This window comes from Neoroseomonas lacus (assembly GCF_014644535.1).
Classification (GTDB): domain Bacteria; phylum Pseudomonadota; class Alphaproteobacteria; order Acetobacterales; family Acetobacteraceae; genus Neoroseomonas; species Neoroseomonas lacus.
The window spans coordinates 1-25,936 of the sequence record NZ_BMKW01000026.1; the positions used below are offsets into that span (position 1 = coordinate 1).

Here is a 25,936-nt window from a genome sequence, read left to right on the forward strand (position 1 = left end):
CCGCCAGACCTTGCGCACGCCATAGACGCGGAAGTTTTCCGCGAACACCCGCGCGATCTCGGGCATCAGCGCGGCATCGCGCCCGGCCCGGGCCGGCAGCCTCGCCGGATCACGCCGCCGGGCTGGCTGCGCGCGATAGGTCGATGGGGCGACCGGCAGGACCTCGCAGATCGGCCTTGATCCGTGCCGCCATCTCCGTCGTCGGCCCAGGCCTGCGGCCCGAGTCGCGCTCCGCCTGTTTCACCCACTCGTTCAGCGTTTGGCCCGTGCACCCGATCTTGGCCGCGACCGACAGGATCGTCGCCCAGCGCGACGGATGCTGCGCCTCATGATCCAGCACCATCCGCACCGCCCGGTCGCGAACCTCAGGCGAAAACTAGTTCGTCGTCTTGCTCCTCATCGCTCCAGCCTCTCAGGCGTTGGAGCCCCGACAATCCCACAGCGGTTCAGTTCATCCTGGAGGCGGCACGGGCTTTGATCGACCAGGTCATCGTGACGCCAGGCGACGATCCCGACGATCCCCCCGGGATCGAGCTGGTTGGGCAACTCATGGCCATCCTCAAGGCTGCCGGCACGTTTCCCAACGGAGATGATACGACATGCCGCGACCTCGTTTCGGGTTTGTCCACCTGTTCGCTAAAGGGGACTATGAGGGCTCATACACGCTTACACTGCCCGTCATCGAAGCTTCATTGGATCAATTCCATGATTCCATTAAAATCGAATTATGGAGACCGCAACCGCCGCCTTTGCCTTTGCCGCCTTGGGACAGGAGACGCGCCTCGATCTGCTGCGCGTCCTGCTCGCGGCCGGGCCGAACGGGCTTGCCGCCGGTGACATCGCTGCTGGGCTTGGCGTGCCGCCCTCGACGCTCTCGTTCCATCTCCGCGCACTGGACCAAGCTGGGCTGATCGCTGCTACCCGGCAGGGGCGCAGCCTGATCTACGCCCCACAGATCGATCGCCTACGCGCTCTTCTCGGCTTTCTCGTCGATGCCTGCTGCGACGGCGATCCGGCACGCTGCGGCGGCCTGCACAGCATATTCGAAACCCATGGGGAGACCGCCCGGATGAAGCCGGTGACCTTCAATGTCCTGTTCCTCTGCACGCGCAACTCGGCACGATCGATCATGGCAGAAGCCATCCTGAACAGCATGGCGGATGGCCGCTTCCGCGCCTTTTCGGCTGGTTCGGACCCACTTCACACCGGTCCCCTGCCGGAGGTTCTGACGCAGCTGAAGAGCCTTGGGCACGATGTCGCCGGGCTGCGCTCGAAGTCGTGGGACGAGTTCATCGGGCCGGACGCGCCACGGATGGATTTCGTCATCGCCCTTTGCGACACGCTGAACCTCCAGGCCTGCCCGGATTTCGAGGGTACGCACGTCACCGCTGCCTGGCCGTTGCCGGATCCGGCGAAGTTCTCCGGCAGCGCGCCAGAGCGGGCGACGCTACTGAACGAGCTCTACGCGGCGCTGCATCGCCGCCTCGGCATCTTCACCAGCCTGCCCTTCGGCACGCTGGACCGCATGGCGCTGAAGGCACGGCTTGATGAACTGGCGCAGCCGCTCGCCACGGCCCGGGCATGAGAGTCGGCATCAATGGCATGGGCCGCATCGGCAGGCTCGCCCTGCGGGCAGCGGCGGGAGCGGCAGAGCGGCCGGAGGATGATCCGCGCACGGGCAACAGGCTCGACGTGGTGCATGTGAACGAGATCAAGGGAGGCGCGGTGGCAACCGCGCATCTGCTGGAATTCGACAGCGTGCAGGGGCGCTGGCGCGCGCCGATCACGGCCGAGGGCAATGGTGCCATCCGGATCGGCGATCGCCGCGTGACCTTCTCGGATCACGCCGTGCCGGCCGAGATCCCCTGGGGCGATCTCGGCGTGGATGTCGTGCTGGAATGCACCGGCAAGTACCTGTCGCCGGATGTCCTGCAGGGCCATCTCGACCGCGGCGCGAAGCGCATCATCGTGGCCGCGCCAGTGAAATTCGACAGCGTGCTGAACGTCGTGGTGGGCGTGAATGAGGCGCTCTACGATCCGGCGCGGCACCCGATCGTCACCGCGGCATCCTGTACGACGAACTGCCTCGCCCCGGTGGTGAAGGTGGTGCACGAGGCGATCGGCATCCGTCACGGCCAGATTACCACCATCCACGACCCGACCAACACCAATGTCGTGGTGGATGCGCCGCACAAGGACCTCCGCCGCGCGCGTTCGGCGATGCTGTCGCTGCAACCGACGACGACAGGGAGTGCGACCGCCATCGCTCTGATCTACCCGGAACTGAAGGGCAAGCTGAACGGACATGCGGTGCGCGCGCCCGTGCTGAACGCCTCGCTGACCGATTGCGTCTTCGAGATGCTGCGCGAGACGAGCGCCGATGAGGTGAACGCGCTGTTCCGCGCCGCCGCTGCGGGGCCGCTTGCCGGCATCCTTGGCTATGAAGAGCGCCCGCTGGTCTCGGCCGACTATGCCCGCGACACGCGCAGCAGCATCGTCGATGCGCCGAGCACGATGGTCACCGACGGCACGCTGCTGAAGGTCTATGCCTGGTACGACAATGAGATGGGCTATGCCTGCCGCATGGTCGATCTCGCCTGCCACATGCAGGCGATCGGGATCTGAGGGAATGAGCAGCAGCACTAGCGCCGCCGTGCCTCATGGCACCCGCAACTATGTCATCGTCACGCTCGCCTATTGGGGCTTCACGCTGACCGATGGCGCGCTGCGGATGCTGGTGCTGCTGCACTTCTTCCGGCTCGGCTATTCGCCCTTCACCCTGGCCTTCCTGTTCCTACTGTATGAGGCAGCCGGGATCGGCGCCAACCTGATGGGCGGCTGGCTCGCTACACGTTTCGGAATCGCGCGCATGCTGGCGGTGGGGCTCGCCACGCAGATTCTGGGCTTCCTGTTGCTCTCGGCGATCTTGCCGGGTTGGGGCGAGGTGCTTTCGGTGGCCTGGGTGGTCGTCGCGCAGGGCGTCTGCGGCGTCGCGAAGGATCTCACCAAGACCGCGAGCAAATCCGCGATCAAGCTGACTGCCGGCGGTGCCTCCGGCAGGCTGTTCAAGTGGGTCGCCTTCTTCACCGGCAGCAAGAACGCCATGAAAGGCATCGGCTTCTTCCTCGGCGGCCTTCTGCTCGAAGCGCTCGGCTTCCGCGGCGCGCTTTGGGCAATGGCTGCGGTGCTGGCGATCGTTCTGGCAGGCGTCCTGCGCACCCTGCCGCCAATGATGGGACGTGCGAAGGCGTCGCGCTCGGCGCGCGAACTTTTTGCGAAGTCCGCCGGCGTCAATCTCCTTGCCGGCGCCCGGGTCTTCCTGTTCGGCGCGCGCGACGTGTGGTTCGTCGTCGGACTGCCAGTCTTCCTTTATGCCAGCGGTTGGAGCTTCACCATGGTCGGCGGTTTCCTCGCCCTCTGGACCATCGGCTACGGCATCATCCAGGCGAGCGCGCCTGCGGTGATCCGACGCAGCATCGATGGGCTGAGCAGTGAGGTCCCGGCAGCGCGCGCCTGGTCTCTGGCGCTGACGGCGGTGCCGGTGGCGCTGGCGGCGATGATGCTCGGCGGCGTAGCGCGGCCGGACCTTTTCGTCCCCGTCGGACTCTGCATCTTTGGCGTGCTGTTCGCCGTGAATTCCTCGGTGCACTCCTACCTGGTGCTGGCCTATGCGGGCAGCGAGAAGGCGGCAGAGGATGTCGGCTTTTACTATGCCGCCAACGCCGCTGGGCGCTTCGCCGGGACGCTGCTGTCGGGTCTGCTGTACGGCTGGGGCGGGCTGGTCGCCTGCCTGGCGGGTGCGGCCGCGATGCTCGCGCTATGCTGGGCCATCACGCTGCGCCTGCCATTGCAACGAGAGGCCAGCGCGGCCGCCTGATGCCGCAGCCGCACGCGCTGCCGTAGAGGGAAGTCGGCGTACGGCCGGCTTCCTTCCCATCTGGCCTCAGGCTTGGCGGTGTTCCTGCGACTCGAAGGTCAGTTGCCGCACACTCTCCGGCGCGTCGGCGCTCTTCCGGATGTTGCTCCCGGCCTGCTTGTCGTCAGGGACGATGAACTCGTTCATACCAACTCCCACTGATCAGGACCCATGCGCCCAATCGCGCAAGCCGATGGGCATGATGCGCCAGGGTTGGTCGACGAGGCGGTTCCAGTGATGGCAGCAGTGTTCGACGATGTCGTCGTGGTCCTGGAATACCCGGTTGGAGAGCCAGTTGTCGCGCATGAACTGCCAGACGTTCTCCATCACGTTCAGTTCCGGACATTTCGGCGGCAGCGGCAGCGGCAGCAGGGTGATGTTGTCCGGCGCGGCGACGTCGCCCGAGAGGTGCCATCCGGCCTGATCGAGCAGCAGCATGGCATGCTTGTCGGGGCTAACCATCTCGCCGATCTCGGCCAGATGGAGGTTCAACGCTGCGGTGTTGCAGAAGGGCAGGATCAAGGCCGCGCCCTTGCCGACGCCGAGACAGACGGCGCCGAAGATGTCGGTCGATGCGTAACGCTGGTCCTGCGGCGCGCAGGGCCTGGTCCCGCGCCGGGCCCAGCGCCGGGTGATGCTGTTTTTCTGGCCCACCCTGGCCTCGTCGGCGAACCAGATCTCTATCGCGTCGAGACCGAGGCCCTGCTCGCACGCGATGCCTGCCAGCGTGGCGGGTCGGAATGCAGGGCAATGGCACGCGCCATGGTGAGCCTCCGAGGATCACCACCTTGAATCACATCAACTCCGCGTCGCGGAATCCCTCTCGTGAGTCACTGACCGCGGGCGTTGGTATCAGTGAGGAAAGCCGGGAAGTGTGGTTCAGGCGATTCCGGCTCTTGTCCAGTCGGCGGCGGCTGCCCGCATTGATGAAATGCACGGCTTGAGCTAACGCGCGACATCCGACGGTGATGCGAAGGGTGGCAAAGGGGCACTTGTTCCTTATTCCGCAGTCTCGTTCCCGTTGGACCGGCTGCGGGTCCATTGCCAGGACGCGCCCTCAATGAGAAGCGCGCGGCCGCTGGAGTGTGGGGAGGGAAGCCTCAGAAGGCCGACCCGCGCCGCAACACGCGCTTTGCGATCGCCATGCGATGCACCTCGGTCGGCCCTTCGTAGATCCGCATCAGCCGGGCCTGCTGGGCAAACAGATGCAGCGGCATTTCTTTCGTCATGCCCATCGCGCCGAAGGTCTGCATCGCCTGGTCGAGCACATCGCGCGCCATCTCGGTGGCGAAAACCTTGATCATCGATGCCTCGTCCTTGACGTCCTCATTGCGGTCCATCTTCTCGGCTGCCGAGAGCACCATCAGCCGCGTCGCGTGGATCTTGATCGCGGCATCGGCGATCCACCACTGGATCGCCTGGCGTTCGGACAGCTTCACGCCGAAGGTCACGCGCTGCTTGGCCTGTTCGGTCATCATCTCGATGGCACGGCGGCACATGCCCACGCAGCGCGCGCCCATCTGAAGCCGCCGCACGTTCAGGCGCAGCTGCATCGGCGCATAGCCCTGGCCGAGCTGGCCGAGCACCTGGGATTCCGGCACGCGGCAATCGTCGAAGACCAGTTCATAGGTCAGCCGCCCGCCGATCATCTTGATCTCGCGCTCGATGATGAAGCCGGGCGTGTCCTTCTCGACGATGAAGGCGGTCATGCCCTCGGCGCGCTTGCCCTCGCCGGTGCGGGCCATGACGATGATGAAGTCGGCGGCCGGCACGCGGCTGACCCAGATCTTGCGGCCGTTGATGACCCAGTCGCTGCCATCCTTGCGCGCGCGGGTCAGCATGCCCGCCGGATCGCCGCCGGCACCGGGCTCGGAGATCGCGATGCCCGACTTCGCCGTGCCATCCGCATAGGGCTGCAGATAGCGCTCGCGCTGGTAGTCGTTCGCCACCGCCATCATCATGTGAAGGTTCGGGCTGTCGGGCGGGAATTCGAAGGGCGTGATGGTGCGGGAGACCTCCTCCTCCACCAACATGCGCGTCACCGTGTCGAGATTGGCTCCGCCCATCGATTCCGGCACGTCGAGGCCCCAGAGACCGAGCTCCTTGCACTTGGCGAGGACCGGGCCCTCTTCCTCCTCGGTCATCGCCCATTTCTGGCCCGAAGCCTCGCGCGCCAGCACCGCGGGCTCCAGCGGGATCAGTTCGCGCTCCACGAACTTGGCGACGAGGTCCTGCAGCATGCGGGCCTCTTCGGTGATGATCGTCATGACGGTTGTGTCCTGCGGTCAGCCGAGGGCGATGAGGCCATCGACAGCGACGGCCCCCTGCCCTTCGGCGCGGATGATGAGTGGATTGATCTCGGCTTCCTGTACCGGCGCGCCGTCGAGGCACGCCAGCAGCGAGACCGAGCGGATCGCGCGCGCCAGTGCCGCGACATCGCCGCGCGGCAGGTTGCGGAAGCCCTGGATCAGCATGAGTTCAGGCAGCGACGCGATCATCTCCATCGCGGTCTGCTCGGTCACGGGCGCGAGCCGCACGCAGTAGCTGCGCTTCAGCTCCGCGAGCACGCCACCCATGCCGAGCATCACCACCGGCCCCACTTCCGGATCGCGCCGATAGCCGAGGATGACCTCCGCCAGCCCGCGATGCATCGGCGCAACCAGCACGCCTTTCACCACGGCATTGGGGAACTTGTCGCGCGCGATCGCAAGCAGCTCCGCGACAGTCGCGCGGATTGCGTCGTCGCCCGTCACGTTCAGCCGCACCAGCCCGGCATCGGTCTTGTGCAGGATGTCGGGAGACAGCAGCTTCACAGCGACCGGACCGGTGAACCCCGCCGCGTCATCCGGCGCCGCCACGATCCGGCTGCCCGGCCCCTCGATGCCGAGGGCGGAGAACACCTCGCAGGCTTGTGCCTCGTCGAGCCACGGCGCGCCGACCGCGTACAGCCTTTCCGCCGCACCACGCCACGCCGCGTCCGGCACGGACTCCACGGGCTTCGGTGCGCGCCAGTTCAGGAAGGCGTGCAGCGCGTCGGCGCAGGTCTCCGGCGTGCGGAAGGCGGCGATACCGGCCTCGTCGCAGATGCGGATCGCCTCATCGGCCTGCGGCGCGGCAAAGACAGCCACCGGCTTCGACCCGTCATAGACGTCCAGCACATTCTCATTCACCTGCGTCGGCCGCAGCCGCGCGGTGGACCCCAGCACCGCCACCACCGCGTCGCAATGGTCCGAGGCCACGAGTTCCTTCAGCACTGTCGTATACTGCCCCTTCCCGCCGCCCATCGGCAGGTCGATCAGCGGAGAGTCGCTGATATGGATGCCCTGCTCGGCGAGCCGCACGCGCATCTCCGGCGTCGGGCCGGCAACCGCATCGCCGCGCAGGCCGACGCCATCCACCACCATCGCCGCACCGCCGCCCGTGCCGGTCAGCACGGCGACGCGATTGCCCTTGGGTGGGGTGCGCCCGAGCACCAGGCGCGGCAGCTCCACCAGCCCTTCCAGCGTCTCGACCCGCAGGATGCCGTTCTCGCGGAAGAAGGTGGCGGCGAGCTCGTCCGCGCCCACCATCGCCCCCGTATGCGACACCGCGATCTGCCGCCCCACATCCGACCGGCCGAGCTTGTAGACAATGATCGGTTTGCCCAGCGCATGCGCGCGCCGCGCCGCCGCTGCGAGCTTCGGCGCATCGCGCAGTGTCTCAAGGAACATCAGCACGCACCGCGTGGCCTCGTCCTCGACCATCAGCTCGGCCATCTCGCCGGCGCCAATGTCGCTTTCGTTGCCGACCGAGGCCAGCTTCGCGAAGGTGAAGCTCCGCGCCATCGCCCGCGATAGCAGCGCACCCATCATCGACCCGCTCTGCGACACCACGGACAGCCAGCCGGGTTTCAGCGCCTCGGCCTCGACGGCCGCGTTGTTCGTGATCGGCACGCCGTCGGTGACGTTCACCAGCCCGAGGCAATTCGGCCCGATCAGCCGCAATCCGCCCTTGCGCGCCATCGCGACGATACGATCCTGCGCGGCGCGGCCCTCCGCCCCGAGTTCCGCGAAGCCGGCACTGTAGAGGGTGGCGACCTTGACCCTCTTCTCAACACAGCCGGCGATCGCATCCGGCACCGCAGCGGCGGGCACCATGATGAAGGCATGGTCGATCGGCCCCGGCGCCGCGCGGATATCGGGATAGGCGGCATCGCCCATGATCTCCGCCGCCTTGGGGTTGATCGGCAGAATGCGGCCGCCATAGCCGTTCTTCTTCAGCACGCGCTGCGCGCGCGCATTGTTCTTCGTCTGGTCGGCAGTCGCGCCGATCAGCGCGATGGCGCGCGGGCGAAAGATCGCATCGGCAAGCATCGCGCGTTCGGTGATGGCGTTCATCGGCTCATCGCCCCTTGAAGTTCGGTTCGCGGCGCTCGTTCATCGCGGCGCGACCTTCGGCGAAATCCTCCATCTGGCGCTGCCAGCTCTGCTGGTGGAACTCGCGTTCCGTCGCCTGCTCGAATGCCACCGCCATGTCGCGGCGCATGGACGCGCGCATGCTCTGTACCGCCATGGGCGAGGAGACCGCGATCTCCTTCGCCAGCGCCTGCGCCGCCGGCAACACCTCTGCCTGCGGCACCAGCATGTCGGCCAGGCCGATGCGCTCCGCCTCCGTCCCATCGATGCGCCGGCCAGTATAGAACAGCAGCGCGGCCTTCTGTTCCCCGATCAGCCGCGGCAGCGTGTAGGACAGCCCGAAGCCAGCATGGAAGCCGAGCCGCGCGAAGTTCGCCGAATACCGCGCCTCGGCACAGGTGATGCGGAAGTCCGCCACGACCGCGAGGCCGAGCCCGGCGCCCACTGCCGCCCCGTGCACGGCCGCGATGATCGGCTTGCCCGTGCGGAACAGCCGCGCAGCTTCGACGTAAAGGATGCGCCCTGGCTTGCCCTCGGGCGAGGCCAGCCCACCGGAATCGCCCTTGGAGAAATCCGCCCCGGCGCAGAAATGCTTGCCGGCCCCGGTCAGCACGATGGCGCGGCAGCCTGCATCCCCGTCCAGCGCTTCGAGCCGCTCGGCAATGCGGACGATCAGTTCGCGATTGATGTGATTGGCGGGTGGCCGGTTGATCGAGAGCGTGACGACGAACCCGTCCTGCGCCTCGAGAAGGGTGTCGTCGGCATTCGCATCGGCCATGGCCATTTCCTCCTGCTTGCGCTCCGGGCGGCGTGGTCATAATCTTGTTCTTACAAGATGACAACACGGCCGACTGTGCCGCCATGACAGCAAGGAAGCGCCCCGATGGATATGCCCGTGCCGGATACCCGCCTCACGACCAAGGGTCCGACCCGCACCCTCGCAGAATTCGTCGCGGCGCTGACGCTCGACCAAGTGGATGATTTCGCCCGCCACGCGGCGCGGCGGCACACCATCGACACGCTGGGCGCGATGATTGCCGGCGCCACGCAGGACGCCACGCAGTCGGTTGAAAAGGCCTTCGCCGCTGCGGGCATTGGCGTCGGCACCGTCCCCATGGCCGGGGTCAAGCAGCGCTACGATGCGCTTTCGGCCACCTATGTCGGCGGCACGGCGGGGCATGGGCTGGAACTCGACGACGGCTACCGCGCCGGGTCGGTGCATCCGGGCGGTGTCGTGGTGCCGGCCGCGCTCGCACTTGGCGCGCAGCGGCATAGCGACGGCAAGCGTTTCCTCACGGCCATCGTCGCTGGCTACGAGGCCGCGTGCCGCATCTCCGCCGCCAGCCATCCGCGCGCGCGCTGGCGCGGCTTCCACAATACCGGCACTGCGGGCGTCTTCGCCGCCGGTTCGGCCGCCTCGGTGCTGCTCGGCCACGATGCCGACCAGGTCGAGAACATGATCGGTACCGCCGCATCCTACGCCGCGGGGCTGTTCACCTTCCTCGCCGGTGGCGACGTGAAGCGCACCCATCCAGGCCACGCGGCGCGCGAAGGCCTACTCGCCGCGCTGCTGACCGAATCCGGCCTGCTTGCTCCGCGCGGCGCGCTCGAATTCAAGGACGGCTACTTCAACGCCTATGCCGGCGGCGACACCGGCGCGGTGGACTACAGCGCGATCGACCTGCTCGCCGCGGGCGACAACCATCCGAAGTCGCGCTTCGCGGTGGCGAATTGCTACATGAAGCCATACGCCTCCTGCCGACACATCCACGCCATGGTGGATGCGGTACTCGACATGGCCGCGGCGGATGGACTGACGGCGGATCAGGTGAAGTCGGTCGAGATCGGCAGCTACCGCGTCGCTGCCGCGCATGGTGGCGTCGGCTGGTCCGAGATGACCACCGCGCAGATGAGCATCCCCTTCGTTGTCGCCACCGCGCTGCATCGCGGCCGCGTCACCCTCGCCGATTTCGGCGAGGCCGAGCGCGCCGACACCGCGATCATCGGCCTGGCGGGGCGCATCGCCACCGATGTCGATGCGGAATGCGAGGAAATCTACCCGCGCAAGCGCGGCGCCAAGGTCGCGGTGACACGCGCCGACGGCTCCGTGCTGCGCCGGACCGTGATGGAACCCTATGGCTCCGCTTCGAAGCCGCTGACGGATGGGGCTGTGGCCGAGAAGTTCCTCGGCCTCGCCGCGCCGCGGCTGGGCCAGGCGCGGGCCGAGGAAGCGCTGGCGCTGCTGTGGCGGGTGGACGAGCTGGACGACATCGCGCCGCTGGCGGAGCTTTTGGCGGCGTGACGCTTCATCGCCACCGGCCGCTGGCAGCGGGCGGTGGCGGGCTTTGGCGCGCGGAAGGGCGGGCCGGGGTGCCTCAGCCTTCCCCGGGCGCCCCCAGCCTCAGCGTGTAGACGAAATGATCCGCGGCCGCGTGCACGTTGGTCGTTGCCTCGATCAGCTTCCCCGCTGCCGCGAAGAACTGCCGGCGGATATGCAGCCCTGGCGAGCCCGCCGCCACACCCAGCGCCTGGGCCTGCGCCGCATTCAACGTGATCGCCCCAATATCCTGCTCCACCGCTTCCACCGCGATCCCCCGCCGCCGCGCGATCAGCCGGTAGGCCGGCGTTGCCACCAGATCCTCGGATTCCGCCAGATCCGCGAATTCCTCCGCGATGTAGAGATCGCAGATCGAGATCACCGCGCCCCACCCCTCGGCCGGCAGTCGCAGCCCCGACACATGGACCCAGCGCGACCCCGGCTCGCAGCCCAGCCGCTCCGCCAGCGCCGTGTCGGCTGTCACATGCGCCCGCGCGCGGATGTCGAGCTTCGCCCGCGCGGCATAGCCCATCACATCCGTCACGGACTGTATCGCGAGCACGTATTGCCCGCGCGGCTGGTCGGCGATCACCCGCGTGCCGACGCCCTGCGCGCCCGCCACCAGCCCGAGTTCCCCCAGCCGGCGCAAAGCCTGGCGTACCGTGGAGCGGCTGACGCCGAAGCTCTGGCAGAGTTCCTGCTCGGTCGGCAGCAATGTGCCCACCGGCCGCCGCCCATCCAGGATCGTCGCCGCAAGTTCGGTCGCCACCGTCGCATAGAGCGGCTGGCTTCCGGCCAATAGCTGCGCGGCATCCGTCGCGGCCGCGGGCGCAAGGGGGAGGCGGGCTGCCGGCCCACGTCGCGCACGGGTCATTGATTCGCACATCCGAAAGTCATAATCATGTCCGTACAAGAATATCAGATCGCCCCGCTTCGATAGCATCCTTCCTGCCCGGGGCCGAAGGAGGAAACGCCGTGCCCGCCCAACCAACCCGCCGTGGCTTGCTCGTCGCGACTGCCGGCTTCGGCCTCGCCGCCCCCGCCTTCGCCAGCCAGACGCCCGGCTGGCCGAACCAGAGCCTCCGCCTCGTCGTCCCCTTTACGCCTGGCGGCAGCAACGACAACTTCGCCCGGCCCGTGGCCGAGGCCCTGCAGGTCGCGCTCGGCCGGCCCGTGGTGGTGGAGAACCGACCCGGCGCGGCCGGATCGATCGGGGCGGCCTTCGTCGCGGCCGCCCCACCTGATGGCCATACGCTTCTTCTGGCCTCGAGCTCATTTGCGACCAGTTCGACCATCCGCCGCACCTCCTTCGACGCGCTGGACAGTTTCGATGCCATCCAACGGCTCTGTACCGCGCCCATGGTGGTTGTCACCAAGCCGAACAGCCCGTTCCGGAGCATGGATCAACTGGTGGCCCATGCCCGTGCACATCCCGGCGCGCTCCTCTACGGCATGGCCGGCCTCGGCGGCGTCGGCCATTTCGCGATGGAGGCGTTCAACCTCGCGAGCCGCTTGCAGATGGAGGCGATTCCCTATTCCGGCATCGCTCCGGCTCAGGCCGACCTCGTCTCGGGCCGCATCGACTTCCTGATGACGACCCTCGCCTCGGTACGCGGCCTGGTGGAGGCCGGCACTGTGCCGGTCATCGCCGTCAGTACCGCCGGGCGTGTTCCCGAGATGCCGGATGTGCCCACCATCCGCGAAACCACCGGCCTCGATTTCGAGGTCACGGTCTGGTGGGGCATCCTTGCCCCGCGCGGCGTACCCGCCCCGGTGCAGCATCGGCTGAACGCCGAGATCGCCAAGGCGGTGCAGGCGCCCTCCTACCTGCGGTTTCTGGAGGCCGAAGGCGCCCGCCCCGCACCGCTGGGCCTGCCGGAATTCCGCGATGCCCTGCGCACCGACGTGCTGCGCTGGCGCCAGGTCGCGACCGAGGCCCGCATCACCGTCAACTGATGGCGCCGGCGACGCCGGAAGACTGCCACGCCGGGCTGCCCCCCTTCCGCCAGCCCGGCGAATTCGGCGCGGCACTCCTCCGCAACGCCGATTCGGCTGATGGCGCCTGACCGTGGCGCCGATGATGGTCGGCTCCGCCGTGCTCGACCCCGTGCCGGGACAGCGTAACGCGACGGCGCTGACGCGGCTGTAGGGGGACGGGTTGTTCGGGATATTCAGAACGCGACGGATGGTGAAGTCCGCCTCATCCGCGGTGAAGGGTGATCCGTCAGGGAAAGTGACGCCGGGGCGCAGCGTGAAGCGCCAGGCGCTGCCGCCCTGTGACGTCCAACCAGAGGCCAAGTCGGGCTGCAACTTTCCGTCTTCATCCACCCGCAGCAGCCGCTGTACGGGTGCATGTTGTAGGATACTTTGTCCCGCCCCACAGGAAATGCGGATCAAGTGTCGGCGCATTGGTCATGCCGATGCGCAGATTGTCGGGGGAGGCCCCTGTCGATAGGGCCATGACCAGAATGGCAGCAGCGAAACCGGACGCGCGACGGGTCGCCTGCGTCTCCTTGAGACGATTCAGAACTGGCCGCGGCGGTGGCTTTCCCCTGCTGGGACCGGGACCGATGCTGACGCCGGGACTAGACATTTCAGCCGGTTCCGACGAGGTCCGCATCGATACGACATCCCATCTGCTGCAGCCTCCGGCATCGAATGCAAGGCCAAGCCGTATTATCTCGAATGTCGCCGGCTCAGGTCCAAGAGCAATTCGCTAATCGGCCATAAGTCACCCTTATGGCGTTAGAATGTTCCCCCGCGACTCATGCAGCCTTCCGGCTCCGCGGCGCGGGCGGCTGAGGAAGATCGGACTATCGGCCATGGTCGAAAGCGCCCTGCGCTGCCTGGCCCTGAGCGGTTCGCAATGCGCGCTTGAATGAGCGAGCTGATGCTCTTTTGCCAACGACATGGTGACGGGCACTATCGTGGAAGCAGCCATCGGGATATGCGCCCCGGCGCGGACCCATTGGGCACAAGGAAAGCACTGTGACAAATGGCCCGACCGATGAGATCGACGAAGACGCCGAGCCCGACCTGCCTGTCGCCGATTCCGCCGCGCAACTTTCCGCGTCATCATTGAGCGACCCGTCCATGCACGACGGGCGCGCCGTGGTCCGCGCCCTGGGCACCGACGCCGAGGCCGGGCTGAGCGCAGCGGAAGCGGCGCGCAGGCTTGCGGAGCACGGCCCGAACGCATTGAGCGCCGCACCGCCGATTCCGAAGTGGCGAAGGATGCTGGCGCAATTCCAGGATCCCCTGATCTATCTGCTGCTCGCCGCCATCGTCATCGCCCTGGTTGCCTGGGCAATCGAGGGCCGGAGCAGCTGGCCGGTAGACGTGGTCGTCATCGCACTGGTGGTCCTGTTCAATGCGCTGATCGGCTATGTGCAGGAAGCAAAGGCCGAGAGCGCCGTCGCCGCGCTGGCGCAGATGACTGCGGTCACCTCATCGGTCCTGCGCGATGGCAGGCTGCAGCGCATCCCCAGTGAGGATCTGGTGCCGGGCGACCTGCTGGTGCTGGCTGAGGGCGACGCTGTCGGCGCTGATGCGCGGCTGCTGCGCGCGGCGTCGCTGCGTGTGCAGGAATCTTCGCTCACTGGCGAAAGCGAAGCCGTCCTGAAGGGGCCGGCGGCACTCCCGGCAGCGGCGCCATTGGGTGACCGGCTCTGCATGGTCTTCAAGGGCACGTCGGTGGCGCAGGGCACCGGATACGCCGTGATCACCGCGACGGGCATGAACACCGAGATGGGCGCCATCGCTGGCATGCTGGACGCCACACAGGAGGAACCGACCCCCTTGCAGAAGGAGGTGGCCTATATCGGCCGCATGCTGGGCATCGCGGTGGTGATCATCGCTCTGGTGGTCGTCGGAACCATCCTGTTGCTTTCCGATATGCGTACCACCTCCGATTTCATCGCGGTGCTGCTGCTCGGCGTCTCCCTCGCCGTGGCGGCCGTGCCCGAAGGCCTGCCGGCGATCCTGTCGATGGTGCTGGCGCTTGGCGTCCAGCGCATGGCGTCGCACAACGCCGTGGTCAAAAAGCTGTCATCGGTAGAGACGCTGGGCTCGGCCTCGGTGATCTGCTCCGACAAGACCGGGACGTTGACGCGCTCCGAGATGACGATCGAGCGGGTGATGACAGCTTCCGGAAGCAGCCATGTCACGGGCGTCGGCTATGCGCCGCACGGACGGGTGGAGCATGAGGGTACGCCGCTGACAGACGGGCCGTTGCACACCGAGCATCTCGTCCTGCTCAGCGGTGGCAGCCTCGCCAGCAATGCCGATCTACGCCAGACGGAAGATGGCCTGTGGGAGATCCAGGGCGACCCGACCGAAGCGGCCTTCCTCGTGGCGGAGCGCAAGCTCTGCGGCGAGGCGCGCCGCAAGCGCCGCTTCGAGCGCGTCGGTGAAATCCCGTTCAGCTCCGAACGTAAGCTCATGTCGACGATCGAGCGCGACCATGAACAGGGCGACGCACTTGTCGTCATCACGAAAGGAGCGCCGGATGTGCTGATCTCGCGCTGCACACGGCTGCGCGTCGGGTCGGACATCCTGCCCTTCGACGAGAGCCGGCGGGCGCGGGCGCTCGCAGATGTCGAGCAGTTGTCCGACGCGGCGCTGCGCACGCTTGCCGTGGCCTACCGACCGCTGGGCGAGGACGAGGACCCACTGACCGGCGAGGCATTGGAGCAGGAACTCATCTTCGTCGGGACGGCGGGCATCATCGACCCGCCGCGCCCAGAGGCCGCCATTGCCATCCGCGAAGCGCGCCAGGCCGGCATCCGCGTGATGATGATCACCGGCGACCATCCGCGCACGGCGGCGCGCATCGCGGCCGACCTTGGCATCGTCGAGCCGGGCACGCGGGCGATCACCGGGGTCGAGCTCGATGCGCTGGATGACGCCGGCTTTGCGGCAGCCGTCCGCTCAGCCTCGGTCTATGCGCGCGTGGCGCCGGCGCACAAACTGCACATCGTCGACGCGCTTCAGGCCGACGGCAATGTCGTCGCCATGACCGGAGATGGCGTCAATGACGCACCGGCGCTGAAATCCGCCGACATCGGCGTTGCGATGGGCGTGACCGGGACTGAGGTGTCGAAGGAGGCGGCGAAGATGATCCTCGCCGACGACAATTTTGCCACCATCGTCGAGGCAGTGCGCGAGGGGCGCTGTATCTTCGACAACATCCGCAAGTTCCTGCGCTACCTGCTGTCGTCGAACATGGGCGAGGTGCTAACCATCTTCCTCGGCGTGGTCGGCGCCGGCGCGCTCGGGCTCACGGGGGCCGGAGACGGCGGGGGGCTGGTGCTCCCACTGCTGGCCACGCAGATACTCTGGATCAACCTGATTACCGATTCGGGCCCGGCGCTGGCCATGGGCATCGATCCGGAGACCGATGACGTGATGACGCGCCCCCCACGCAAGCCCAGCGAACGCGCCATCGATGCCAGCATGTGGCGGAGCGTGATCGCGACCGGGTTTGCCATGGCGCTGGCGGCGTTGCTGACGATCGACCTTTACCTGCCCGGGGGGTTCTTCGATGGCGACCGAACACTCGACAATGCCCGCACCGCCGGGTTCACGGTGCTGGTCTTCGCGCAGCTGTTCAACTGCTTCAATGCCCGCTCGGAGGCCGCCAGCGCGTTCCACCGCCTGTTCGCCAACCGCTGGCTGTGGCTGACGATCGCGGTTTCGGCGCTACTCCAGGTCGCAGTGGTGCATGTCGGCGTGCTCAATGTGGCTTTCGGTACCGTGGCGCTCACGCCTGACCAGTGGCTGGTCTGTGTCGCGATGGCGAGCTCCGTCTTATGGTTCGGGGAGGTGCGCAAGCTGGTGCTGCGCACGGTTCGGGCCTGAATGCCGCACCCCGGCATCATGTTCCTCGCTCGCCTCATCGTCGTTGTGACCGGGGCCGAACTCGTGCTGAGCGGTGCTACACGCATGGCCTCCATCCTGAGTGTCCGGCCGACGGTCGTTGGCCTGACTGTGGTACCGATAGGCACCAGCGTTCCAGAATTGGCGATCGGCGTCGCCGCGGCCGCCGAGCGCCGGGGCGCATTGGCGCCGGCAGTATCGCCCATGCCTACAGGGCGTCGCATGCGTTCATCGGTCTGATCATCGTTGCCATCGGCACCTCGGTGCTGGAACTGGCCACGACGGCGGTCGCGACGCTGCGGAACGATCATGATGTGGCCATCGGCAACCTGATCGGCAGCAGCCACAACATCCTGATCATTCTCGCCTGACATGCATGGCGCCCAGGCGGGGTGTAAGTAAGTCGAGACATCGTCCGCTTCGACCTGCCGCTGACCGCGGCGGTTGCACTCGCCTGCCTGTCGGTGTCCCGGAGCCGGCAGATCGTCTCGGGCCGCGAAGGGACAACGTTCGTGCTGGCGTATCTCGCAAATCTCGCGTCGCTGCCGTACTTCGAACCTGACAGGGTGCCCCAGCATTAGCCGCCGCAGAGGCGGCTTTGACGATCACGTAGCCTCCGGCGATGTTGGCCCCGATCGCAATTTCGGAAAAATCTTAGCCGCGGGTGGTGTGCTCGCGCGCTTTCGGCGGGCGTGCGAACCGCGTGATGGTACTCGCGGCGCCATCGCCTATCAGCTGGACCTGGACGGGGAGCTGTGTGACCAGGGCCCTTGGCGGGATCAAGCTGCGACAGGATATGGCTTGCCAGCCTGCGATATGCCTCGGTCCGCTCGCGCAGGTGAAGATGGCTGCGCACCGGTTCAGACTGGACGATCTCGTCGCGCGGCATCATGACCTCCATCATGTTGCCGGGCAGAGCCCTTTCACCCGAGAATTGATCGACAATGAACACTCGCTTGCCGTCACGACCGCTGCGGTCGATGGCGAGATCGAGCGGCGAGTTGCTGATGTTGCCGCCGCAATAGGCCTTGCCGCCAATCACCGTCCAAGGAAGGCCCGGTGGCAGGCCACCGCCGGCCACCAGATGATCCGGCGTCAGATCGTCCACGTGGCTGTCGAACGTTTCCAGTCGTGCGGTGGTCACGTTGACCGCGCTGATCAACAACCGAACCGGGCTGTCCTTCAACGCGGCGAAGTCGACATCTTTCATCACCAGCGCCCTTTTTTCGGCGCAGTGTCGAAGTAACTCGTCAAGTTTGCCAGCCAGTCGGCGGGTATCCACTCGGCCGGCAACTTATGCGGGGAGAAGAATTTCGGCATGCCCTGTGTCGCGATCCGCGTCGCCGGTCGCTAGACATCCGTATTCGGCATCCTCGAACGCGGCTGCCGCGTGCATACCCAGATCGTCAGAAACTGTTCAAAAGAAGCGCTTCAAGGCATCATTGGAGACAGGATCGACGTCTCCGCCAGTATCTATTCCGACGGCTGGCGCGCCTATGACGGCCTCGTCGAGGCAGGCTTCGCCAAGCACCACCCCATCCGACACAACGACGATCAGTTCGCCGAAGACGGCGTCCACATCAACGGCATCGAGAGCTTCTGGAGCTTCTCAGAACGCCGCCTGGCCACGTTCAACGGCATCCCCAACGCCAGCTTTCCAGCCTTCCTCAAGGAGTACGAATTCCGCTTCAACAACAGGCATGGCGATCTCCACCGAACCATGCTCCGATCCCTTCGGCGTATCCCCTTCTGGTTCTAATCTGGAACAGACCTTTCACGATCTATGCCAAGCGCGAAAATGCGAAGTGGTGGGAAGTCGTCCGCATCCGGAACATCCGGGCAACCTGAAGGAGCAGAAGCCGCCGGGCGGCCGTCAAGCAGGACGCTGCCCAGTCGTGCCAGTCCTGCGTGCCGAGGCCGGATGCCTGCGGGACGCGGCACCCGGCGGGGCGGCGTCGCCATCCCCCGTCGCGCGCAGCCAGGCCGCTAGTTGTCGGATGATCGGCAACGGCTCCTGATCCGCCCGGACGCACAGGTAGTAATCCTGCCCGTCGGTGACGCCTTGCTCCGATAGCTGGACGAGCAGGCCGGCGCGCAACTCCTCCTCGATCAGCACCGGTCGCGTCAGCGCGATGCCAAGCCCCGTCAGCATGGCGGTCCTGGTCAGCAGCCCGTCCTCGCAGACAATGCCGCGCAGCGGTGCCGAAGGCGGTGCGCCAGCGCCGTCCAGCCAACTCGCCCATTGCTCCGTGCTGCCGTCATGGATCAGCGGCGCGCGCCCGATGTTCCGGTCGCTGCCGAACGGACCGTGGCGCGCGATGAAGGCGGGGCTGGCCACAGGAAAGGCTTCGCCGGAGAACAGCCTCTCGCTCGTGTAGCCCGGCCAGTCGCCGACACCGAAGCGCAGCGACAAGTCGGCCGCATCGCTGGAGTAGTTGCGATACCGCGCGTACTGGATTTGAATCTCGACATCCGGGTGGCGCGCCATGAAGCGGCCGACGCGCGGCAGCAGCCAGCCATTCGCCACCAGCGGCAGGGCGCTGATCGTGACTCGCCGCGGCAGACGGTTCCGGCGGATCTGCTGCGTCGCGCGCTGCAACAAAATGAAGGCCGGGCTCACCGCCTCGAAGTATCGCCGCCCTTCCTGCGTCAGCGCGAGGCGGCGCCCGCGCCGTTCGGTCAAACGGACGCCCAGCAACTCCTCGAGCCCGCGAAGCTGATGGCTGACGGCGGAGGGCGTCACGCCCAGCTCGCGCGCGGCCTGCGCGATGTCGCCCAGCCGCGCGAAGGCTTCAAAGCAGCGCAAGGCGCCAACCGGCAGCCGCTCCATCTCATGAGTTGAATTCATCTGTTGTTGCATAATTCATTCATGTGACTGACCGCAATGGGTCACATTGGCTGTCAGAACTTCGAGCCAGGACTGATCGGCAGCATGGCGTTGCATTTCGACCCGGCGGAACTTCTGGCGCGCATCGCGCACGTCACCGACCGGCTGCGCGCCGAGTGTCTGGACGGAATCCTGCTGTTCCGGCAGGAAAGCATGTACTGGCTGACCGGCTACGACACGGCCGGATATTCCCAGTTCCAGTGCCTCTGGTTGGGCGCAGATGGCGGGATGCTGCTGCTGACCCGCTCCTCCGATGTGCGGCAGGCGAAAATCACGTCGATCATCGAGGATGTCCGCCTGTGGATTGATGCCGCCGGTGCCAATCCGGCCGCCACGCTGCGAGAGACACTGGGCGGGCGGATTCGCCCCGGCGCGCGCATCGGCGTGGAGTTCGCCTCCGTGACGCTGAACGCGCAACGCGGCCGCATGCTGCAGGCAGCCTTCGCACCCGACGTCGAACTGATCGACGCCTCCACGCTGATCGCCTCCTTCGCCGTGGTGAAATCGCCCGCTGAACTTGCCTATGTGCGCGAAGCCGGGCGCATCGCGGATGAGGCCTGGCGCCAGGCATTTGCGGCTTGCAGGCCCGGCAATTCGGAGTCCGACATTCTCGCCGAGATCTATGCAACGGTGATCCGTTCAGGCGGCGACCCGGCAGCCGGCCGATTCGTCTGCGGTGCCGGAGACAATGCGCTGCTCTGCCGCTACTTCACCGGTAAGGGGCGGATCGGTGCGACCGACCAGGTGAACATCGAATTCGCCGCCGCCTATCGCCACTACCATGTCGCGCTGATGCGCACGGCGCTGATCGGCGCCGCGACCCCCACACAGCGCCGCATGCATGAGGCGAATATTGAGGCTTTGGCCGCCTGCCGCGACCGTCTGCGCCCCGGCCACAGCTATGGCGATCTGTTCGATGCCCATGCGAGCGTGCTCGACCGCCGCGGCTACAAGCATGCGCGGCTGAATGCCTGCGGCTACAGCCTCGGTGTTTCCTATCCGCCCACCTGGATGGAATGGCCGATGATCTATGCGGGCAATCCGGTGGCGCTGGAGCCCGGCATGGTGGTGTTCATGCACATGATCCTGCTCGACAGCGAGACCAACCTCGCAATGTGCCTCGGCGAGACCTTCGTCGTCACGGAGGGGGCGCCCGAACGGCTCTCCACCCTCGACCACGATCTGCCGTTGGTCGTGTGATGGTCCAGGGCGCCGGCCAGTCCGTCGAGATCCAGGGGTTGAGCAAGCGCTTCGGTGATGTCGTGGCGCTTGATCGCGTTTCCTTGACGGTGCGGCCCGGTGAGTTCATGGCGCTGCTCGGCCCGAGCGGATCGGGCAAGACCACCATCCTGATGGCGGTGGCCGGCTTCGAGCAGGCGGATACCGGCGCCATCCGCATCGGCGGCCGGGCCATCGATCGGCTGCCGCCGCACAAGCGCGACATCGGGGTGGTGTTCCAACGCTACGCCTTGTTCCCGCATATGACCGTCGCGGAGAACCTTGCCTACTCCCTGCGCCGCCGCGGTATTGCTGCCGCCGAGACGGCGCGCCGCGTGGAAGAGGCCCTCGCGCTGGTGAAGATGGAGGGCTATGGCGCGCGCGGTGTGGACCAGCTCTCCGGTGGCCAGCAGCAGCGCGTCGCCATCGCCCGCGCCCTGATCTTCCGCCCCGCCGTACTGCTGATGGACGAGCCAATGAGTGCGCTCGACAAGAAGTTGCGGGAGCATATGCAGATGGAACTCCGCCTGCTGCATCGCGAACTCGGCGCGACCATCATCCTGGTCACGCATGACCAGGAGGAGGCGCTGTCCATGGCCGATCGTGTCGCCCTGCTGCATGAGGGCCGCCTGCGCCAGATGGGCACGCCGGCGGAACTGTATCGTGCGCCGGCCGATGCCTTCGTCGCCGGCTTCATCGGGCGCAACAACTTCCTGCCGATCGAAGCCGGCCCGCCGCTGCGCCTGCGCGGCTGCGACGGCGACCTTGTCGGTGTGCTGGCGGAGGACAGCGCCGCGCCGCGTCCCGGCGATGTACTGGCAATCCGACCGGAGCACATGGCGCTGCTGCCGCCCGAAGTCCCCGGCGGCGAACCCTGCCGCGTGCTTGAGACCGCTTTTGGCGGGGCACGGCAAACCGTTCTGGTCGAGGCGGCGCACCACCGCATCACGGTCGAGGCTGCGGTCTCGGATCACCTCTGGCAGCCCGGGCAGGCCGCCAGCCTTCACTTCAATCCCAGGACCGGCCGGATCTTTCCGGCACCCGGCCCGCAATGACGAAAGGTAGGACGACGATGTCAAAGCATCTGAACCGCCGGCGTCTCCTCGCCGCTACGGTCCTTGGTGGCGCCACGACCATGTTGTCGCGGCCTAGCCTCGCGCAGAACAGCCTGCGCGGGACCGGCAGCGTCATCGTGCATTTTGGCGGCGGCACCATGGGCGACGCGCAGCGCATCGCCTATTCTGAGCCCTTCGAACGCGAGACCGGCATCCGCGTCATTCATCAGGCCGGCGTCACGGCGGGCGTGCAGCGCGCGGCGATCCTGGCCGGCGCGCCGAAGCACGATGTCGCGAATATTTCTGGCGGCTCGATGGCCGCCTTCGAGCAGGACAACCTGCTGTTGCCCATCGACTACGGCTTCTGGAACGAGCGCGACCGCGCCGGCTACGACATCGTGCCGGCCGCGCGCCTCTATGTGCCGGCGATGCTCTATTCCATGGTGATCGCCTTCGACGCGCAGCGCTATGCGAACCGCTCGCCGCAGAGTTGGGCCGATGTGTGGAACGCGCGCGACTTCCCGGGGCGGCGGACACTCGCGGCCGGCGCCAACGCCGCCGACGGCGCGAGCTATGAGATCGCCTTGCTCGCCGATGGCGTGAAGCCCGAGGACCTCTACCCGATCGATTGGGAACGCGCACTGCGCAGCCTCGACCGGATCCGTCCGGAGGTGACGAAGTGGTGGGCCAATGGCGCGGAATCCGTGCAGCTCCAGGTGGATCGCCAGGCGACCATCGGCAGCGCCTGGAATGGCCGCATCGATGGCGCCAACGACCAGGGTGCGCGCATCGGAAAGAACTGGAACCAAGGCATCCTGCAATGGGCCGGCTGGGCGATCCCGCGCGGCGTCGCTAATGCCGAGAACGCGCAGAAATACATCGCCTTCATGAGCCGGCCCGAGCCGCAGGCGCGCTTCTCCGAAATCATCACCTACGGGCCGACCAACTCGCTGGCCTTCAACCACATCCCCGCCGATCGCGCCGCGCTGCTGCCCACCGCGCCCGCCGTGAAGGACCTCCAGATCGTGCAGAACTATACCTTCTGGAACGCGGTGGATTCGACAGGGCAGACCGGACTGCGCCGTGCCATCTCGGAATGGGAACGCTGGGTCGCCAGCCGACGCTGAGGTAGCGCGCGTGACCGTCGCCACCCGGACGGACCATGGACGGGCGGCAATGCTGCTGCCCGTCCTGCTGCTGCTCGCGCTGGGCTATCTCGGGCCGCTCGGCATGGTGGCCTGGACCAGCCTGCGGCGGGCGGGACAAACCAGCCTGGCCGCCTATGCCGAGATCCTCGCCCAGCCGGTCTTCCTCGACATCTTCCTGCGGACGCTGACCACGGCGGGCATTGTCACGCTGTTCTGCACCGCCATCGGCTATCCCTTCGCCTATCTCGTTGCGACGCGGGCGCGGAGCTGGGCGGGGTTGGTCATGGCCCTGGTGGCGATGCCCTACCTCACCTCCATCCTGATCCGTTCCTATGCCTGGGTCGCCATTCTCGGCGGCGGCGGTCTGGTAAATCGGGCGCTGATGGCGCTCGGGCTCATCGAGGATCCGCTGCGCCTCGTCTTCAACAGCTTCGGCAGCTATGTCGGCATGGTGCAGGTCCTGCTGCCGATGATGGTGTTGCCGCTCTACGCCGCGATGCGCCGCATCGATCCGACGCTGCTGCGGGCAGGTGCGAGCCTCGGCGGCGGGCCGGCTTCCGTCTTTGCGACCGTCTTCCTCCCGTTGTCGATGCCCGGCCTCGCCGCCGGCGCGGCGCTGGTGTTCCTCTCGGCACTGGGCTTCTACATCACGCCGGCGCTGCTGGGCGCGCCGGGCGACTACATGCTGGCCCAGGCCATCGAAGTGCGCGTCACGACGCTTGCGGAATTCGACGTCGCCGCGGCGCTGTCCTGGATGCTGTTCGCAATGGTCGCGATGCTGCTGCTATTCCTGCGCCGGTGGATCGTGCCGCTTGGCGAGGAGCAGCCGACGGCTCGGCCGAGCCGCGTCCGTGCAGTCGCATCCACAGCGGCCATCGCGCGCCTGGTGCAGCGGGCTGGCGACCGCCTCGCTCCGCTGGCCGGGCCGCTGCTCTGGATACACGGCATGCTGGTGCTGACCTTCCTGCTGGCGCCGATGGTCGTGGTCGTCTTGATCGCCTTCAGCAGCGCGCCATATCTGACATTCCCACCGCCAAGCTATTCCTGGCGCTGGTTCGTCGCCTTCTTCCGCGATACCAACTGGCTGCAAGCTGGCTGGTTCAGCCTGTGGGTCTCGACGGCGGCAGCCGTGACGACACTGGCGATCGGCACGCCCTTCGCCTTCGCTCTGGCGCGAGGCTGCTTCGCCGGGCGACGGCTGCTCTGGCTGCTGGCCGTATCGCCAATGATCCTGCCACACATCGTCATCGGCCTCGGCCTGTTCTTCACCTTCGTCGCCTTGGGCTTGAACGGTCATCCAGTCAGCTTCTGGATCGCCTATGTCGTGACGGGGCTGCCCTATGTCGTCATCGTGCTTGTCGCGGCGCTCGGGCGGTTCGACCGGGACATGGAGCGGGCCGCGACAAGCCTTGGCGCCGCACCGCTGACCGTATTCCGTACCGTGACGCTGCCGCTTCTCGCGGCGTCCTTCGCGACGGCCTTCCTCTTCGCCTTCCTCAGTGGGTTCGACGACCTGATTATCGGTCTGTTCCTGAGTTCCCCACGCGGCACGACCCTCGCGATCCGCATGTGGGAGGACATCAGGCTGGAGATCAGCCCGAAGACCGCCGTGGTCGGGGCTCTGCAACTGGCGGTGCTGCTTGTGGTGCTCGGTGCGCGTGGGCTGTCCGGATGGGTCGGGCAGCTACGTAGGCAGCGGACGTCGAGCTGAGGTTGTCCAATCTGCAGCGCCTCGCCAAGGGTAATGACGCGTGGGGAGGAAGACCTGCGCCGTTGGACGCAAGCCCTTGGCCACGCAGCAGCGCATCAGTGGGGACGAGGCCTCACCGTGAGGTGGTCCCCAGCCACGTTCTGCCCATCGAGAGTGAGGGTGACAGAACCGTTGAGGGGCCTGTTATGGGCGTAGCAGTCGAGCGTAACGGTGAGCGCGCCGCCCGGCTGCAAGACGGCGACAACCTCGAATAGATCGCTGTGAGCCTCGGCCTGCGGCTGCGCAGCGGCAATCGATTCGGGCGCGGCGTCGTGTTCATGCCCCTCATGACCTGCGGCGGGCTGTTCAAGCGGAACCAAGCCAAACCGGGCAGCACCGACCAGCCGCAGCACGGCCGGGAATGGCATCAAGGTGGAACGAAGAGGCATTGAAGGCCCCTGAGAGCCTCAACCATGCCGACCTCTGTGCGACGGCGCCGCGCGGGATCATGACTAGGCTCAGGGCTCATTGACCGAGCGAAAAGATGACGGAAGCGGCGATGGTGATGGCGCTGGAGAAGGTGCGGGCGCAGCGGTCGTAGCATATGGCGATGCGGCGCCAATCCTTGAGCCTGCGGAACATGATTTCGATGCGGTGGCGCTGGCGATACGGCACGGTGTCGTGCGGGATGGGCACCTTCCGACGGCGGGTTAACGGGATGCACGGGGCGATGCCCCGAGCCGCCAGTTCTGCGCGGAAGCGGCCGCTGTCGTAGCCGCGGTCGCCGATGAGTTCGCTGGCTGGTGGGAGCTTGTGCAGCATCAAGGCAGCACCCCGGTGATCACTGGCCTGGCCTTCGGTGAGCAGTAGCACGACGGGACGCCCCTAGCCGTCGCAGGCGGCGTGAAGCTTGGAGTTCAGGCCGCCCCTGGTTCGGCCGATGCAACGGGCAAAAGCCCCTTTTTGAGCAGGCTGGCCGCGGTGCGGTGCGCCTTGAGGTGTGTGCTGTCGATCATCAGGCGTTCAGGCGGGCCGCTCTCGGCGGCCAGCGCGGCGAAGATGCGGTCGAACACGCCCAAGCGGCTCCATCGGACGAAGCGGTTGTAGAGCGTCTTGTGGGGACCGTAAGCGACAGGCGCGTCCCGCCACTGGAGACCGTGGCGGATCACGTAGATGATGCCGCTGAGCACGCGGCGGTCATCCACGCGCGCGATGCCGTGGGAGTGTGGAACGTGCGGCGACAGCCGCCGCATCTGGGCAGTCGTCAGCAGGAACGGCAGCGTGGGCATGGCGGCACCTACACCACACCTGGAGCGGCCCCCAATTCGCCCGGACAGGCGGCATAGCTGGAAGGGCCTAGGTTGAAACCTAGGCGCACGCCTATGTCGAAGCCCATTGAGCGCGTTGCGATGATCACCGGCATCCACCGACGCC

20 protein-coding genes and 4 pseudogenes are annotated in these 25,936 nt (G+C 66.9%); 13 read left to right on the plus strand and 11 right to left on the minus strand.

Translation table 11 applies throughout. The features are described 5' to 3' along the window. Positions 1 to 343: pseudogene (locus IEY36_RS30935) on the minus strand (IS3 family transposase); the annotation flags it as partial. A 384-nt stretch (positions 344 to 727) separates the two neighbouring features. Between IEY36_RS30935 and IEY36_RS28925 the strand changes: the two are divergent. Genes IEY36_RS28925 through arsJ form a run of 3 tightly spaced genes read left to right on the plus strand, consistent with a single transcriptional unit; the run spans position 728 to position 3,877 of the window. Continuing rightward, complete coding sequence (locus tag IEY36_RS28925) at positions 728 to 1,585, plus strand: metalloregulator ArsR/SmtB family transcription factor (protein ID WP_188973557.1); 858 nt, start codon at positions 728 to 730, stop codon at positions 1,583 to 1,585. Next, positions 1,582 to 2,625, plus strand: coding sequence for an ArsJ-associated glyceraldehyde-3-phosphate dehydrogenase (locus tag IEY36_RS28930; protein WP_188973559.1), 1,044 nt, complete (start codon positions 1,582 to 1,584; stop codon positions 2,623 to 2,625). Before IEY36_RS28925 ends, IEY36_RS28930 begins: the two co-directional genes overlap by 4 nt. 4 nt (positions 2,626 to 2,629) lie before the next feature. Further along, positions 2,630 to 3,877, plus strand: coding sequence for an organoarsenical effux MFS transporter ArsJ (arsJ, locus tag IEY36_RS28935; RefSeq protein WP_188973561.1), 1,248 nt, complete (start codon positions 2,630 to 2,632; stop codon positions 3,875 to 3,877). Between the two features lie 201 nt (positions 3,878 to 4,078). On the opposite strand, the pseudogene IEY36_RS28940 reads toward arsJ, so the two are convergent. The 4 genes and pseudogenes from IEY36_RS28940 to IEY36_RS28955 form a co-directional block, all read right to left on the minus strand. After that, positions 4,079 to 4,603 (minus strand): annotated as a pseudogene (locus IEY36_RS28940) (IS630 family transposase); the annotation flags it as partial. A gap of 413 nt (positions 4,604 to 5,016) precedes the next feature. Then, positions 5,017 to 6,183, minus strand: coding sequence for an acyl-CoA dehydrogenase family protein (locus tag IEY36_RS28945; protein ID WP_188973564.1), 1,167 nt, complete (start codon positions 6,181 to 6,183; stop codon positions 5,017 to 5,019). Positions 6,184 to 6,201: 18 nt separating this feature from the next. After that, positions 6,202 to 8,292 carry an acetate--CoA ligase family protein gene (locus tag IEY36_RS28950; protein WP_188973567.1) on the minus strand — a complete coding sequence of 697 codons (2,091 nt, stop codon included), beginning with the start codon at positions 8,290 to 8,292 and terminating at the stop codon, positions 6,202 to 6,204. Positions 8,293 to 8,296: 4 nt separating this feature from the next. Beyond that, positions 8,297 to 9,088 carry an enoyl-CoA hydratase/isomerase family protein gene (locus tag IEY36_RS28955; RefSeq protein WP_188973568.1) on the minus strand — a complete coding sequence of 264 codons (792 nt, stop codon included), beginning with the start codon at positions 9,086 to 9,088 and terminating at the stop codon, positions 8,297 to 8,299. Between the two features lie 105 nt (positions 9,089 to 9,193). Between IEY36_RS28955 and IEY36_RS28960 the strand changes: the two genes are divergently transcribed. Beyond that, positions 9,194 to 10,612: an MmgE/PrpD family protein gene (locus IEY36_RS28960; protein ID WP_188973570.1), complete on the plus strand. Its 1,419-nt coding sequence runs from the start codon at positions 9,194 to 9,196 to the stop codon at positions 10,610 to 10,612. Positions 10,613 to 10,685: 73 nt separating this feature from the next. Here IEY36_RS28960 and IEY36_RS28965 read toward each other — a convergent pair whose 3' ends face one another. Then, entirely contained in the window at positions 10,686 to 11,501 is an 816-nt protein-coding gene (locus IEY36_RS28965) for a GntR family transcriptional regulator (protein WP_188973572.1), read from the minus strand. Between IEY36_RS28965 and IEY36_RS28970 the strand changes: the two genes are divergently transcribed. Further along, positions 11,501 to 12,583 carry a Bug family tripartite tricarboxylate transporter substrate binding protein gene (locus tag IEY36_RS28970; RefSeq protein WP_188973575.1) on the plus strand — a complete coding sequence of 361 codons (1,083 nt, stop codon included), beginning with the start codon at positions 11,501 to 11,503 and terminating at the stop codon, positions 12,581 to 12,583. The genes IEY36_RS28965 and IEY36_RS28970 overlap by 1 nt on opposite strands. A 192-nt stretch (positions 12,584 to 12,775) precedes the next feature. On the opposite strand, the pseudogene IEY36_RS31485 reads toward IEY36_RS28970, so the two are convergent. Next, positions 12,776 to 13,036: pseudogene (locus tag IEY36_RS31485) on the minus strand (ABC transporter substrate-binding protein); the annotation flags it as partial. Between the two features lie 579 nt (positions 13,037 to 13,615). On the opposite strand from IEY36_RS31485, the gene IEY36_RS28980 reads away from it, so the two are divergent. The 3 genes from IEY36_RS28980 to IEY36_RS31495 are packed head-to-tail and all read left to right on the plus strand — an operon-like array spanning position 13,616 to position 16,875. After that, a complete protein-coding gene (locus tag IEY36_RS28980) occupies positions 13,616 to 16,486 on the plus strand; it encodes a cation-translocating P-type ATPase (RefSeq protein ID WP_229681676.1) in 2,871 nt (956 codons plus the stop codon). A gap of 18 nt (positions 16,487 to 16,504) precedes the next feature. Next, a complete protein-coding gene (locus IEY36_RS31490) occupies positions 16,505 to 16,744 on the plus strand; it encodes a hypothetical protein (protein WP_373290363.1) in 240 nt (79 codons plus the stop codon). Then, entirely contained in the window at positions 16,702 to 16,875 is a 174-nt protein-coding gene (locus IEY36_RS31495) for a hypothetical protein (protein WP_373290364.1), read from the plus strand. Before IEY36_RS31490 ends, IEY36_RS31495 begins: the two co-directional genes overlap by 43 nt. 206 nt (positions 16,876 to 17,081) lie before the next feature. Here the strand turns inward: IEY36_RS31495 and IEY36_RS28990 are convergent, their stop codons facing one another. Further along, a complete protein-coding gene (locus IEY36_RS28990; RefSeq protein WP_188973577.1) occupies positions 17,082 to 17,714 on the minus strand; it encodes a patatin-like phospholipase domain-containing protein in 633 nt (210 codons plus the stop codon). Between the two features lie 159 nt (positions 17,715 to 17,873). Between IEY36_RS28990 and IEY36_RS28995 the strand changes: the two genes are divergently transcribed. Further along, entirely contained in the window at positions 17,874 to 18,263 is a 390-nt protein-coding gene (locus IEY36_RS28995; protein ID WP_268238229.1) for an IS1595 family transposase, read from the plus strand. A gap of 114 nt (positions 18,264 to 18,377) precedes the next feature. On the opposite strand, the gene IEY36_RS29000 is transcribed toward IEY36_RS28995, so the two are convergent. Further along, the gene (locus IEY36_RS29000; RefSeq protein ID WP_229681677.1) at positions 18,378 to 19,352 is read right to left on the minus strand and encodes a LysR substrate-binding domain-containing protein; all 975 of its coding nucleotides are present in this window, start codon (positions 19,350 to 19,352) and stop codon (positions 18,378 to 18,380) included. Between the two features lie 84 nt (positions 19,353 to 19,436). Between IEY36_RS29000 and IEY36_RS29005 the strand changes: the two genes are divergently transcribed. The 4 genes from IEY36_RS29005 (at position 19,437) to IEY36_RS29020 (ending at position 24,523) form a co-directional block, all read left to right on the plus strand. After that, the gene (locus IEY36_RS29005) at positions 19,437 to 20,591 is read left to right on the plus strand and encodes a M24 family metallopeptidase (protein WP_188973581.1); all 1,155 of its coding nucleotides are present in this window, start codon (positions 19,437 to 19,439) and stop codon (positions 20,589 to 20,591) included. Further along, positions 20,591 to 21,664: an ABC transporter ATP-binding protein gene (locus IEY36_RS29010; protein ID WP_188973583.1), complete on the plus strand. Its 1,074-nt coding sequence runs from the start codon at positions 20,591 to 20,593 to the stop codon at positions 21,662 to 21,664. The genes IEY36_RS29005 and IEY36_RS29010 overlap by 1 nt, the downstream gene beginning before the upstream one ends. Before the next feature lie 80 nt (positions 21,665 to 21,744). Beyond that, positions 21,745 to 22,791, plus strand: coding sequence for an extracellular solute-binding protein (locus tag IEY36_RS29015; protein ID WP_188973585.1), 1,047 nt, complete (start codon positions 21,745 to 21,747; stop codon positions 22,789 to 22,791). A 10-nt stretch (positions 22,792 to 22,801) separates the two neighbouring features. Next, positions 22,802 to 24,523: an ABC transporter permease subunit gene (locus tag IEY36_RS29020; RefSeq protein ID WP_188973586.1), complete on the plus strand. Its 1,722-nt coding sequence runs from the start codon at positions 22,802 to 22,804 to the stop codon at positions 24,521 to 24,523. Positions 24,524 to 24,618: 95 nt separating this feature from the next. On the opposite strand, the gene IEY36_RS29025 is transcribed toward IEY36_RS29020, so the two are convergent. Further along, positions 24,619 to 24,951 (minus strand): hypothetical protein, encoded by a 333-nt coding sequence (locus tag IEY36_RS29025; RefSeq protein WP_188973588.1) that lies wholly within the window; start codon positions 24,949 to 24,951, stop codon positions 24,619 to 24,621. 76 nt (positions 24,952 to 25,027) lie between these two features. Then, positions 25,028 to 25,791 (minus strand): annotated as a pseudogene (locus IEY36_RS29030) (IS5 family transposase). Between the last annotated feature and the right edge of the window lie 145 nt (positions 25,792 to 25,936).